This is a genomic window from Flavobacterium suncheonense GH29-5 = DSM 17707 (genome assembly GCF_000430025.1).
Classification (GTDB): Bacteria; Bacteroidota; Bacteroidia; order Flavobacteriales; family Flavobacteriaceae; genus Flavobacterium; species Flavobacterium suncheonense.
The window spans coordinates 83,414-96,059 of sequence record NZ_AUCZ01000009.1; the positions used below are offsets into that span (position 1 = coordinate 83,414).

General features: G+C 44.1%; 14 protein-coding genes. 10 read left to right on the plus strand and 4 right to left on the minus strand.

The genetic code is table 11. From position 1 onward, the window contains the following. Positions 1 to 50 precede the first annotated feature (50 nt). The 4 genes from G498_RS0106730 to G498_RS0106745 all read left to right on the plus strand — a co-directional run bounded on the left by G498_RS0106730 (position 51) and on the right by G498_RS0106745 (position 3,583). Positions 51 to 362: a DUF4286 family protein gene (locus tag G498_RS0106730; RefSeq protein WP_026980477.1), complete on the plus strand. Its 312-nt coding sequence runs from the start codon at positions 51 to 53 to the stop codon at positions 360 to 362. Positions 363 to 431: 69 nt separating this feature from the next. Then, complete coding sequence (gene rsmA, locus G498_RS0106735) at positions 432 to 1,211, plus strand: 16S rRNA (adenine(1518)-N(6)/adenine(1519)-N(6))-dimethyltransferase RsmA (protein ID WP_026980478.1); 780 nt, start codon at positions 432 to 434, stop codon at positions 1,209 to 1,211. Then, positions 1,201 to 2,553, plus strand: a complete 1,353-nt coding sequence (gene mgtE / locus G498_RS0106740; protein ID WP_026980479.1) for a magnesium transporter — start codon at positions 1,201 to 1,203, stop codon at positions 2,551 to 2,553. The genes rsmA and mgtE overlap by 11 nt, the downstream gene beginning before the upstream one ends. Before the next feature lie 64 nt (positions 2,554 to 2,617). Then, positions 2,618 to 3,583 carry a 2-hydroxyacid dehydrogenase gene (locus G498_RS0106745; RefSeq protein ID WP_035744519.1) on the plus strand — a complete coding sequence of 322 codons (966 nt, stop codon included), beginning with the start codon at positions 2,618 to 2,620 and terminating at the stop codon, positions 3,581 to 3,583. 13 nt (positions 3,584 to 3,596) lie between these two features. Here G498_RS0106745 and G498_RS0106750 read toward each other — a convergent pair whose 3' ends face one another. Next, positions 3,597 to 4,565, minus strand: coding sequence for a hypothetical protein (locus tag G498_RS0106750; protein WP_026980481.1), 969 nt, complete (start codon positions 4,563 to 4,565; stop codon positions 3,597 to 3,599). Between the two features lie 165 nt (positions 4,566 to 4,730). Here G498_RS0106750 and G498_RS0106755 point away from each other — a divergent pair, with 165 nt between their 5' ends. The 3 genes from G498_RS0106755 to G498_RS0106765 are packed head-to-tail and all read left to right on the plus strand — an operon-like array spanning position 4,731 to position 5,856. Then, positions 4,731 to 5,135, plus strand: a complete 405-nt coding sequence (locus G498_RS0106755; RefSeq protein WP_026980482.1) for a hypothetical protein — start codon at positions 4,731 to 4,733, stop codon at positions 5,133 to 5,135. Next, positions 5,132 to 5,533: a VOC family protein gene (locus tag G498_RS0106760; RefSeq protein ID WP_394330616.1), complete on the plus strand. Its 402-nt coding sequence runs from the start codon at positions 5,132 to 5,134 to the stop codon at positions 5,531 to 5,533. The genes G498_RS0106755 and G498_RS0106760 overlap by 4 nt, the downstream gene beginning before the upstream one ends. A 41-nt stretch (positions 5,534 to 5,574) precedes the next feature. Next, positions 5,575 to 5,856 carry a TM2 domain-containing protein gene (locus G498_RS0106765; RefSeq protein ID WP_026980484.1) on the plus strand — a complete coding sequence of 94 codons (282 nt, stop codon included), beginning with the start codon at positions 5,575 to 5,577 and terminating at the stop codon, positions 5,854 to 5,856. A 32-nt stretch (positions 5,857 to 5,888) separates the two neighbouring features. Here G498_RS0106765 and G498_RS0106770 read toward each other — a convergent pair whose 3' ends face one another. Together G498_RS0106770 and G498_RS0106775 are read right to left on the minus strand one after the other, a co-directional pair. Beyond that, positions 5,889 to 6,251: a DUF805 domain-containing protein gene (locus G498_RS0106770; RefSeq protein WP_026980485.1), complete on the minus strand. Its 363-nt coding sequence runs from the start codon at positions 6,249 to 6,251 to the stop codon at positions 5,889 to 5,891. A gap of 23 nt (positions 6,252 to 6,274) precedes the next feature. Beyond that, positions 6,275 to 8,083 (minus strand): GNAT family N-acyltransferase, encoded by a 1,809-nt coding sequence (locus G498_RS0106775; protein WP_026980486.1) that lies wholly within the window; start codon positions 8,081 to 8,083, stop codon positions 6,275 to 6,277. A gap of 193 nt (positions 8,084 to 8,276) precedes the next feature. Here G498_RS0106775 and G498_RS0106785 point away from each other — a divergent pair, with 193 nt between their 5' ends. The 3 genes from G498_RS0106785 (at position 8,277) to G498_RS0106795 (ending at position 11,268) form a co-directional block, all read left to right on the plus strand. Then, the gene (locus tag G498_RS0106785) at positions 8,277 to 9,038 is read left to right on the plus strand and encodes an exodeoxyribonuclease III (protein ID WP_026980488.1); all 762 of its coding nucleotides are present in this window, start codon (positions 8,277 to 8,279) and stop codon (positions 9,036 to 9,038) included. 90 nt (positions 9,039 to 9,128) lie between these two features. Further along, positions 9,129 to 10,094 (plus strand): OmpA family protein, encoded by a 966-nt coding sequence (locus G498_RS0106790; protein ID WP_026980489.1) that lies wholly within the window; start codon positions 9,129 to 9,131, stop codon positions 10,092 to 10,094. Between the two features lie 136 nt (positions 10,095 to 10,230). Next, positions 10,231 to 11,268 carry an aldo/keto reductase gene (locus tag G498_RS0106795; protein ID WP_026980490.1) on the plus strand — a complete coding sequence of 346 codons (1,038 nt, stop codon included), beginning with the start codon at positions 10,231 to 10,233 and terminating at the stop codon, positions 11,266 to 11,268. Here G498_RS0106795 and G498_RS0106800 read toward each other — a convergent pair whose 3' ends face one another. Beyond that, positions 11,269 to 12,645: a PQQ-dependent sugar dehydrogenase gene (locus G498_RS0106800; RefSeq protein WP_026980491.1), complete on the minus strand. Its 1,377-nt coding sequence runs from the start codon at positions 12,643 to 12,645 to the stop codon at positions 11,269 to 11,271. Position 12,646: the final 1 nt, after the last annotated feature.

The window sequence follows — 12,646 nt, forward strand, 5'->3', positions numbered from 1 at the left end:
CAGAAGCGCCCCCGAATTCTAATAGTTTAACAATCTAAAAATCGAAACCAATGATTATATACAACGTAACCATCAACATCCACGAAAGCGTTCACGACCAGTGGATGGACTGGATGCAGCACAAACATATAGCCGACGTTTTGGCTACCGGAAAATTCACCTCCGCACGCATGGTAAAAGTACTGGTGGATGAAGAAATGGGCGGCATAACGTATTCGATTCAATATACAACCGACTGCAAAGCAACCTTACAGCGCTATTACGACGAAGATGCACCCAGACTGCGCGAAGAAGGCTTACGACTGTTTGGCGACAAAATGCTGGCCTTCCGTACCGAATTGGAGTTGATTTCGGATCATTAACAGCTTATTTGATTGTAGCCCCTTAGACAGTTCGGGCATCTGACAATCCAATACGCGAAAAATCTGTTTATGGATAAAGTAAGAGCAAAAAAACACTTAGGACAGCATTTCCTGAACGACGAAAATATAGCCCGGAAAATAGGCGATACCTTAACTTTGGAAGGCTACAACCGCGTGCTGGAAATCGGTCCGGGGATGGGTGTTTTAACCAAATACCTGCTGGAAAAGCCTATTGAAACCTATGTGATTGAAATCGATACGGAATCGGTGGACTACCTCAATGCGCACTACCCGAAGCTGCACGGTAAAATCATTTCCAAAGATTTTCTGAAATACAACCTGAAGGAAGTTTTCGGAGAGGAACCGTATGCCATCATCGGAAATTTTCCGTATAACATTTCGTCGCAAATTGTGTTCAAAACGCTGGAACTGCGCGATCAGATTCCGGAGTTTTCCGGGATGTTTCAGAAAGAAGTAGCCGAACGCATCTGCGAGAAAAAAGGCAGTAAAGCCTATGGAATTCTCTCGGTCTTAACCCAGGCTTTTTACGATACGGAATATTTGTTCACCGTGTCGGAGCAGGTGTTTACACCGCCGCCGAAAGTAAAGTCAGGCGTAATGCGCATGCGTCGCAAACCGGATTATAAATTGCCTTGTGATGAAAAATTGTTCTTCAATGTGGTGAAAACCGCGTTCAACCAAAGGCGAAAAACCCTGCGCAACAGCCTAAAATCATTCAATCTTTCGGATAATTTGCGAGAAGATAGTATCTTTGACCTCCGTCCGGAACAGATTTCGGTCGAAGAATTCATCGTACTTACCCAAAAAATAGCCGCCGATGGAGTTTAAAATCAGCAGAGAGTTTATCGCTCAGATTGAGCAACTTATTCGTGACAACCGTGCGCAGGAACTGGAAAACCTGTTGCAGGACATTCACTTTGCTGATATTGCCGAAATCATGGAAGAACTCGACGATTACGAAGCGAGTTATGTATTCAAGATTTTGGATTCCGAACAAACCGCAGAAGCCCTTTTGGAGCTGGATGATGAAGTGCGGGAAAAAATCCTCCGCAACCTGTCCGCCAAAGAAATCGCGGAAGAGCTGGACGAGTTGGATACCGATGATGCCGCCGACATTATTGCGGAATTGCCCCAATCGAAAATAGAAGAAGTAATTTCCGAGCTGGAAGACGTAGAACATGCAAAAGACATTGTCGATTTGCTGCGCTATGACGAACACACCGCCGGAGGTTTGATGGGGAAAGAGCTCGTGAAAGTAAACGAAAACTGGAACGTGCTTACCTGCGTGAAAGAAATGCGACAACAGGCCGAACACGTTACAAGGGTGCACTCCATTTATGTGGTAGACGACGAAGACCGGTTAAAAGGCCGTTTGTCCTTAAAAGATTTACTGACCACTTCGACCAAGACACCAATCAGCGAAGTGTATATTAAAAAAGTGGATTACGTTAAAGTAGACACTCCGGATGTTGAGGTGGCCCGCATCATGCAGAAATACGACCTGGAAGCCATTCCGGTAGTCGATGAAATGGGCTGTCTGGTAGGAAGAATTACCATCGACGACATCGTAGACGTGATCAAGGAAGAAGCCGATAAAGATTACCAGTTGGCTGCCGGTATCTCTCAGGACGTAGAAGCGGACGACAGCATTCTGGAACTGACCCGCGCGCGTTTGCCCTGGTTGGTTTTAGCCCTTTTAGGAGGGTTTATCAGCGTGAAAGTACTGGGAATCTTCGAACCGGCCATGAAAGCCCATGCGGAATTATTTTTCTTTACCCCGTTAATCGCCGCGATGGGCGGTAATGTTGGGGTACAATCTTCTGCGATTATCGTACAGGGTTTGGCCAATAATGCCATTACCGGAGGCGTGATCCAACGGTTGTTAAAGGAATTGTCACTGAGTTTGCTTAACGGACTGATTTTGGCCGCCATTCTTTTTGCTGGCAGTTATTTTTTGTTAGGCTATGAAGTACATATCGGCATTACGGTTACCATTGCCTTGTTGTCCGTAATTATCATTGCGTCGCTTAACGGCACGTTTATCCCTATCATTTTAAACAAATACGGCATCGATCCCGCTTTGGCTACCGGACCGTTTATAACCACCAGTAACGATATTTTAGGGATTTTGATTTATTTCAGTATTGCCAAATTAATACTTGGGTTTTAAATCTCGGCCTTTTTCCTTAAAACCACTATCTTTATGCTTTTAATGCGAAATCTTTACGCGAAGCATGAATAAAACCCTGCAGCCTGTTTCGGCAACCAAAATCCTTCATATAGACAGCAACCATCCGTTGTTGTGGGAACAATTAGCGCAAGCCGGTTTTCAGAATGTTGAAGATTTTACCTCTTCCAAAGAAGAAGTGCAAGCCAAAATTCACGAATATCACGGCATTGTTATCCGCAGCCGTTTTAAAATTGACCGTGCCTTTTTGGACAAAGCCGTTAACCTTCAGTTCATTGCCCGTGTGGGTGCCGGACTGGAAAGTATCGACTGTGACTATGCGGAAAGCAAGGACGTTCGTCTGATTGCAGCACCGGAGGGCAACCGAAACGCCGTAGGGGAACACGCTTTAGGAATGCTTTTATCGCTGTTCAACAACCTCAATAAAGCTGATAAAGAAGTGCGCTCCGGTCATTGGAAACGGGAAAGCAACCGCGGGCACGAACTTGACGGGAAAACCGTGGGCATTATCGGTTACGGCAATATGGGAAAATCGTTTGCTAAAAAACTGAGAGGTTTTGAGGTGGAAGTGTTGTGTTACGATATTCAGAATCATGTGGGAGATGAAAATGCCCGACAGGTTTCGTTAACCGAATTACAACAAAAAGCCGATGTCGTAAGCCTGCATACGCCCTGGACACCATTAACGGACAAAATGGTCAATGCAGACTTTATCAGTGCTTTTGCCAAACCATTTTGGCTTGTCAATACGGCGCGCGGGAAAAGCGTAGTAACTGCGGATTTAGTTGCCGCTTTGCAGAGCAAAAAAATTCTAGGCGCCGGACTCGACGTGTTGGAATATGAAAAACTGTCTTTTGAACATTTGTTTGAAGGCGAAAAACCAGCCGCTTTTGACTATTTGCTCCAGGCTGAAAATGTTATTTTAACGCCGCATATTGCTGGCTGGACAGTGGAAAGCAAAGTGAAACTGGCACAAGTGATTGCAGATAAGATTGTGAAATTGTATCAATAGCCTTCTCCTGTATTCATTTCGACTTCATCTGCTCCAAAAAGAATTTTGTAACGTCCAGATTCATGACTGAAGTCGTCCAATGCCCCACGTCTTCATACGTTTTGAAAACGGCGTTTGCCTGATGCTGTTGGTAAATCTCCTGACACTTTAAATAACGGTCTTGTACCTGTTTCCCTAAATTATTTTTGATGAGGTCGCGTTCTGTGTCATTGTATGCATCGTCAAATTGTACAGCATCGTTATCGTCTAAGGCACCCATATAGATGTACTGTGGAATTTTTTTAAAGCTGGCCGCATCAAAGGGTTTTTGCAATAATTTTTCAAAGTCATAGGTTCCTATGGGGTAGTGCAGTTTTACCTTATTCAGTTGCTTTTCGGGAAGCATTAATTTTCCGTTAAAACCGCCAATAGCCAAAGCCTTTATCATTTCCGGGTGCAAAAAGGAAAAGCGGTTCGTAAAAGTGGCCGAAGCCGAAAAACCAGTCATGAAAAATTGGGTGTCCACTTCAATTTGCAGCGATCTTAAAATGTTTTTGGCATCGGCTATCATCGCCAGCAATTGTAAATCCAGGCGCTTTAATTCAGGCGAATCGGCTACCATAACATCGCGGTCTAAAGCATGAGAGTAGACTAAGGGTTGCGAATCAGGTCTTGGAAAAACAGGCACCAGAAACGGAATTCTAAGGTTGGTGGCTACATTGTTCCCCACACCGTTAACGGAGGCCGAACGAATAGCGGATTGTTTATGAACCTCAATATTATCGGATGTTTTTCCCGTGTTGTTAGGCTCTACAAGCAGTACGGTCTGTTTGCGAATGGGCGTTCCTTTCGGGATAAACAGCAGGTACTCATGATGAAAACCTTTGATAATATCCTTGGGAATGACCAATAGGGTGTCTTTTGTTAAGGAAACTGTTTTTGGGTTTTGTCCGTATGATAGCAAACCGCAGGTCACAGTCAGGAAAAGCAAAAGATAATGCATATCAAAGTGTTTCGTATAAAGACGATTCCGATGACAATTTGTTACAAAGCGGTATGCAGCACTACAAAACAATTCTGATGATTGGGAAGAAATTTTGTAATTCAATGGTTTCACGTTAAGGAATTATAATTTCTTTTCTATATTTATAAAACCAAAATATACAAGATGAACAAAATAGCTTATTATATCACGTTTTTCGTCGGGGTAATTACCTGTCTGCAGTTTATTCCGCATGCTTTTATGGGATTTCCGGCCGTGCTCGAACATATAGCCAAAGGCGAAATTCAGGAGCCGGCAGCACTGGGCATGCAAATGATTTGGTTGTATTCGTCCGTCATGATGCTGTTGTCCGGGATTTGGATCTTGTTTTTAGCCAAGCCGATTAAAAACGGAGACACATCTGCACGACTTCAGGGATTACTGCTTTCCTTCGGATTAATCGCTTTCGGATTGGCGAGTATTTATTTAACGAAAGAGCTCTTCAACCATCTGTTCTTCTTTATGGCGGAAGGGATTTTGCTGTTGCTTGCCGTAACGGTTTTCTTCAGATTTAAAAACAATGAAAAATGATGCGTAATAAAGATTTGAAACGGGTAACGGGTTTGGGTGGTTTTTTCTTCAAATGCGACAATCCGGCAGCTATTAAAGAATTTTATAAAAACCAATTGGGCATACCGGTAGACCAATACGGCTGGACCTTTTGGTGGAAAGACAAAGACGGAAACGACGGCTCGACACAGTGGTCGCCTTTTGCGGCAGATACCAAATACTTTGAGCCCAGCCAAAAACCGTTTATGATGAATTTCCGCGTGCACGATCTGGAAGCCCTTTTGGTTGCCCTGAAGGAAGAAGGGGTAACCGTTGTGGGCGACATGGAAACCTATGAGTACGGTAAATTCGGCTGGATTTTAGACCCCGAAGGCAACAAAATTGAACTTTGGGAACCTGTTGATAAGGCTTTTCTGTAATTTTTTTTATATTAGCATCTCTAACCAAAAACAATTAAAAAATGGAAGTAACAAGACCAGCAGAAGATTGGAATAAACCACAACAACCACAGCAGGAAAATAAAAAAGTGCTGGCAGGCGTTATGGGTATTTTATTCGGAGGAATCGGAATTCACAAGTTTATTTTAGGGTACACTAAAGAAGGGATTATCCAAATTATTATTTCTTTAGTAACCTGCGGAATCGGAAGTTTAATCGGATTCATTGAGGGCATAATTTACCTGACCAAATCCGATCAGGAATTTTACAACACGTATCAGGTTAATAAAAGACCTTGGTTTTAATAAAAAAGGCCCGAATTTTCGGGCTTTTTTATTTATTCTTGTGGAACACCAATTTCGTTTAGTTCATCACCCGGAGATTTCGGATCCTTACCATAACGATTGTTCCCTTTTTCACCCTCTGTAACCGCTAAAATCAAGCTGTAAATAGGGATTAAAAGAAACCATCCGCTTTTACCTACATCGTGCATTCTTCTAACGCCAACAGCTAAAGAAGGTAGTAATACGCCTAAAGCATAAATACCATAGGCTATTAAGAAATACTCGGAAACAGTACCTAAAAAGATTAGCCCGTAAACAATAATCATGTTAAAAAGAAAAAACATCCAGTATTCTTTTCTACGGGCTCTTCCCGAAAATTGCGCGTACTTTTTCAGTACATCAAAATAATAGTTCATATTTGTTTGGTTTTGGTTACTTGTTAATGGCTCATCCCTTTTTCCTTGCGTTCCAATTCGGCCTGAAGTTCTTCAATAACCGGACGTACGGTACTTTCCGGCAAATCGGCAATGCGGATGTACATCAGTCCGTCCACCGCATTGTTGAATAACGGATCGACGTTAAAGGCTACCACGCGGGCATTCTGTTTGATGTATTTCTTAATCAATACCGGTAAACGCAGGCTGGACGGTTCAATTTCGTCGATAATTTTGTCGAATTTGTTCAGATCCGCTTCGGCTTCGTTGAAAACAAAATCTTTATCGGCATCTTTTAATTTTACTTTGTATTCGAGCTTTGGATGTACGTATTGCGCTACATACGGGTCGTAATAGTGTGACTTCATGAACTCAATCATCAGCGATTTCGAGAAATCCGAAAATTGGTTGCTGATGCTCACCCCGCCAATCAGATACTTGTGTTCCGGATAACGGAGTGTCGTATGTACAATCCCTTTCCAAAGCAGAAACAGCGGCATCGGTTTCTGTTGGTATTCCTTTACGATGAATGCGCGTCCCATTTCGATGGATTTGCTCATCATGTCGTATAGTTCCGGTTCAAAGCGAAACAGTTCCTGCAGGTAAAACCCGTCGATTCCGTGGTCGGCAAAGATTTCGGTTCCCAATCCCATGCGGTAGGCGCCTGCAATCAATTGGGCATCTTCGTCCCACAGGAACATATGGTAATAGTAATTGTCGTATTTGTCCAAATCCAGCGACTCGTTCGTGCCTTCGCCCACTTCGCGGAAAGTAATCTCTCGCAAACGTCCGATTTCGTGAAGAATGTTCGGGATTTTATCAGCTTTGACAAAAAACACTTCGTAGTTCTTGCTTTGCAGCATGCGGTACGTGCCGGTGCGCAATTCGGCAATTTCCTGAAGAATTTGCTCGTGGTTGGCTGGTTTGGCAATCTGTTTCGGGCTTTTCGGAGCTTTTAAAATGGGAGTTTGCAGCAATTTTCCGTTGGTGTCGTTTTCAAACACATTTGCCAGCATATAGGTTTTTCTGCGCAGGAATTCGGAATATTCTTCGATGGTTTCGTGCTCGTTCTGTTCGGCTACCGAAATCGGTTTTCCGATGCGTACTTTGATAACGCGATCTTTTTGCGTAAGCAACTCGGAAGGCAGTTTTGCGGTACGCAGCGTGTCGTTTATTTTCGATAAAAAGTAAAACAGTTTGCTGTTCTGCGCGTGAAAGTAAATCGGAATAACCGGTACCTGCGCTTTGCGGATTACTTTGATGGCGCCTTCTTCCCAGGGTTTGTCCACCACTAATTTTCCGTCTTTGTAGGTGGAAACTTCCCCGGCCGGAAAAATCCCCAAAGGTTTGCCGTCGCTTAAATGACGAAAGGTTTCCTTCAGTCCGATTACGCTCGATTTGGCATCTTTGTGATTTTCAAACGGATTAACCGGCATGATGTACGGCTTCATCGGTTCGATGCGGTGCAGCAGGAAATTGGCGATGATTTTGAAATTCGGCTCTTTTTCCAGCATCAGTTTTAGGAGTAAAATCCCGTCGATGCCGCCCAGCGGATGGTTCGAAATCGTGATGTATGGCCCTTCTTTCGGGAGGCGTTTTAAATCTTCTTCCGGAATTTCAAACTTAATGTGGAACTCGTCCAGTATAGCATTCAGAAACTCAACATCTTTTAAATGTTTGTTTCGGTTGTAGATGTCGTTTAGGGTGGAAATGCGGAGCACCTTCATCAGCAGCCAGCCGGAAAATGTTCCTAACATTCCGTATTTGTCGGTTTTTATGGCTTTTGCAACTTCTTTAGCGGTAACTAACCCCATTTATTCTTCATTTTGGCGATAAAAACAAAGATAGTAATTCTGTTGAATGCCGAAAGTAAAAATCAATATTATTGTGACTTTTCAGCGGATTATTTCCGCCAGGTAATTGACACTGAATTGTTTATAACATTTGCGCAAAACGGTTACAAAAGTGAGCGTTTTTTGGTTATTTTTGGAAAAATTAAACACCAGAATGAAGATTATCTCCTATAACGTTAACGGAATCCGTGCCGCTATTGCCAAAGGTTTTTTGGAATGGCTGAAAAGCGCGAGTCCGGATGTTATTTGCCTTCAGGAAATTAAAGCCATACACGAACAGATTCCGGTCATGGAAATTGAGGCGGCCGGTTATCCGTATCAGTATTATTTCCCTGCGGAAAAGAAAGGCTACAGCGGCGTGGCCATCCTGTCTAAAGTAGCGCCCAAAAACGTAGTGTACGGTACCGGCATTGAATACATGGACAAAGAAGGCCGTAACCTGCGCGCCGATTTCGACGATTTTTCCGTGATGAGCTTGTATTTGCCGTCCGGGACCAACATGGACCGTTTGAGCCATAAGTTTCAGTACATGGACGATTTTCAGGAGTACATCAACAACCTGAAAAAAGAAATCCCGAACCTGATTATCTGCGGCGATTACAACATTTGTCACGAAGCGATTGATATACACGATCCCATCCGCAATGCCAAAGTGTCCGGTTTTTTGCCGGAAGAACGCGCCTGGCTGGACGGTTTTATGAAAAGCGGATTCATCGACAGTTTCCGTCATTTCAACAAAGAACCCCACAATTACAGCTGGTGGAGTTACCGAGCCAATGCCCGCAACAACAACAAAGGCTGGAGAATCGATTACAATCTGGTGAGCGAACCGCTGAAAAACAAAATGAAACGCGCCGTGATTTTACCGGAAGCCAAACATTCCGACCATTGTCCGGTGTTGGTGGAGATGATGTAGGTGAGGGATAAGTAAAAAGAGACAAGGAATAAGAGAAAAGAACATAGAAAACAGAACCAAGATTAAAATAAACGCTAAATACCACAAAAAATGATAAAACAAGTATCCGTAGGCGTTTTGGCTTTGGCCTTAACCACTTCGTGTGTGTCGAAAAAGATGTACACAGATTTAGAAACCAAATTTGCCGATTTAAAGAAAGAAAACCGTGCTTTGGCTGATGAAAACGAAGGCTTGAAAACCAACAAAAACCAGTTGGAATTAGACAAAACCACGTTACAGGCCGAGTTGGACAAACTGAAAGCCGAAAGAGACAAACTGGCTGCCGATTATGCTGCGGCGAGCAACAACCTGAAAACGTTACAGTCGTCTTACAGCGCTTTAGAGAAAAACAGCGATGAAGCGTTACAGTCGAACATGAACAAAAACCGCGAATTGTTGGCGCAGCTGGAAGCAAAAGAAAAAGCGTTGGCCGCAGAAAGAGCCCGTCTGGACAAATTAAACAAAGATCTGAAAGACCGTTCCGACCGCGTGAACGAACTGGAAAGCATGATTGCCGCGAAAGAAGCCGCGATGAACAAACTGAAAGAAACCCTGTCGAAATCGTTAAAAGCGTTTGAAGGAAAAGGGTTGACCGTAGAGCAGAAAAACGGCAAAGTTTACGTTTCCATGGAAAACAAATTGCTTTTTGATTCGGGAAGCTGGGTGGTTAATTCCGAAGGGAAAAAAGCCGTGGATTTGGTTGGAAAAGTATTGGCCGACAATCCGGACATCGCCGTACTGATTGAAGGACATACCGACAACGATAAAATCACCGGAACCATTGGCGGCGGTGTGGAAAACAACTGGGATTTATCGACCAAACGTGCCACAGCCATCGTAAACATCCTGACATCCAATGCCATGGTGCGCAAAGAAAACCTGACCGCAGCCGGACGCGGGGAATATTCCCCATTGGCTTCAAATGAAACAGCCGAAGGCAAAGCGAAAAACCGTCGTATCGAAATCATTCTGACGCCGAAACTGGATGAAATCTCCAAATTATTGAATGAAATTTAAGACAAGACACTAAGGTGTTAAGATTCAAAGGCTCTAAGGGAAATCTTAGGGCCTTTTGTTTTAAAAAAATGCTGTTGGCTGTGGTAACTGGCAACTAAATTTTAACTTTGCACCTCAGAATCTCAGAACCTTCAAAATGAAATACACCATTCTGCCCCATACCGATTTAAAAGTCAGTGAAATCTGTTTAGGCACCATGACTTTCGGCAACCAAAACACCGAAGCTGAAGCCCATTTCCAACTCGATTACGCCGTCGAAAGAGGCATCAATTTCATCGACACGGCCGAAATGTACCCGATTGGCGGAAACGAGCACATTTTCGGCAGCACCGAACGTTACATCGGCACGTGGTTGGCTAAAAACAAGCACAAACGCGAAGAACTTGTGGTGGCGACCAAAATCGCCGGACCGAACCGCGGCATGAGTTACATTCGTCAGCCGTTGGATTTTTCCAAAAAGAGTTTGCACGAAGCGGTGGGACTTAGCCTGAAAAACCTCCAGACAGAGTATATCGATTTGTATCAGATGCACTGGCCGGAGCGTGTGATGAACATGTTCGGAAAACGCGGAATATCCGATATCGACCACCAATGGCAGGACAATATTTTAGAAGTGTTGACCACGTTTGACGGGCTTATCAAAGAAGGGAAAATCAGGCACATCGGGGTTTCCAACGAAAATCCCTGGGGTGTGATGAAATTTTTAAACGAAGCGGAAAAACACAATTTGCCGCGCATTGCCACCATACAAAATCCTTATTCGCTCCTGAACCGTTTGTTTGAGGTGGGTTTATCTGAAATCTGTATGCGTGAAAACGTAGGCTTGTTGGCCTATTCACCGCTTGGTTTCGGCTTCCTAACCGGAAAACATTTGAACGGTATTGTGCCGGAATCGCGTTTGGGCCTGTTTCCGCATTTTACGCGTTATACCAACGAGAACTGCTTCAAAGTGACCAAAATGTACCAGGATTTGGCGCACAGTCTGGGCTTAACTTTAACGGAACTGTCCATAGCGTTTGTGCACCATCAAAAGTTTGTGATTTCGACGATTATAGGCGCGACTTCGTTGGATCAGTTGGAAGAAAACATCAATGCGTTTGACGTGCGTTTAACCGATGCGGTATTGGATGAAATCAATACAATTCAGGAAAAAATCCCGAACCCGGCGCCGTAATCAAAATTTAATCAATTTGTGCACGGAGGTCAAGCCAAGATTGTCCGTCAGTTTCAGGAAATAAAAACCAGCCTGTAAATTCTCTGTATTCAGAGAAAGCAGAGGCTGGTTTACTGTTTTTTTACTGACTATTTTTTTTCCGTTGGCGTCCAGCAAGACGATCGAAGTCGCATAATTCATTGCATTGGAATGTTGAATATAGACTTCCGATTTTACCGGATTCGGATAAATACGAAAAGAGGTTTTCCCAAATGCTGCGGTGCTTAAAGAACTGTCGGTAATTTTGTAAATCGTTCCATTGCCAATCGACGCCACATACAATTCACCGTTCACATCTTCGCCAAACGTCACGAAATTGTTGCCGGAAAAGGTAGCGGAAAACGTCACATTGCCTGAAGCATCACTCATGCCGATCTGCGCTTTACAATAATCGGAAAAGAAATACTTGCCCTGAAAATTCGGGAATTGCGAGCCGCGGTACACATAACCGCCGGTAATCGAACAAAAACCACCGCTGTGTTCGGTAGTCAGTAACGGCGCTTTCATGGTGTTTTGCGGGGCACAACCCGTGGTGTTGTAAGCTGCATTGCCTTCATAACAGCGCCAGCCGTAGTTCAAACCGCTTTCGGTGGAAGCCGCCCGGTTGACTTCTTCGTACAGATTCTGTCCGACATCCGCAATCCATAAATCACCGGTTAAACGGTCAAACGAGAATTTCCACGGATTGCGCAAACCAATCGCCCAGATTTCATCGGCACCAGTCACTCCCACATACGGATTGGTTGGAGGAATACCATACGGAGTGCCGGAATTGACGTCAATCCGAAGCATCTTTCCTAATAACTCATTGATATTCTGCGCTCTGTTTCCCGGATCGCCACCGCTGCCGCCATCGCCCATACCGATATAGAGATACCCGTCAGGACCGAATTTCAAAGTCCCACCGTTGTGGTTGGAAAAAGGCTGTGCAATGGTCAGCAGAATAGTGCCGGCAGGATTGGCAATATCCGGATTGGAACTGTTTACTGAATAACGGGCAATAACCGTATTTCCGCTCAGGTTTGTATAATTGATGTAAAAAAAGCCGTTGGAAGCATAATCAGGGTGAAAAGCCAAACCCAATAAACCCTGCTCGCCGCTTTGATTGGTTAAGGAACTGATGTTGAGAAAAGGCGTCGCATTGGTGGTGCCGTTGCTGTTCAGAATTTTGATAAGCCCGTCCTGTTCCACCACGAAAAGCCGGCTGTCACCGCAATTCTCGATAGCCACCGGCGAAGCAAAACCGGTAGCAAACGTTTGAAGGCCGACGGTTCCGGTTTGTGATTGGCTTTCGCACGAAAAGAAAACCAAAACAATTAAAAAGCGCAATAATTTCATA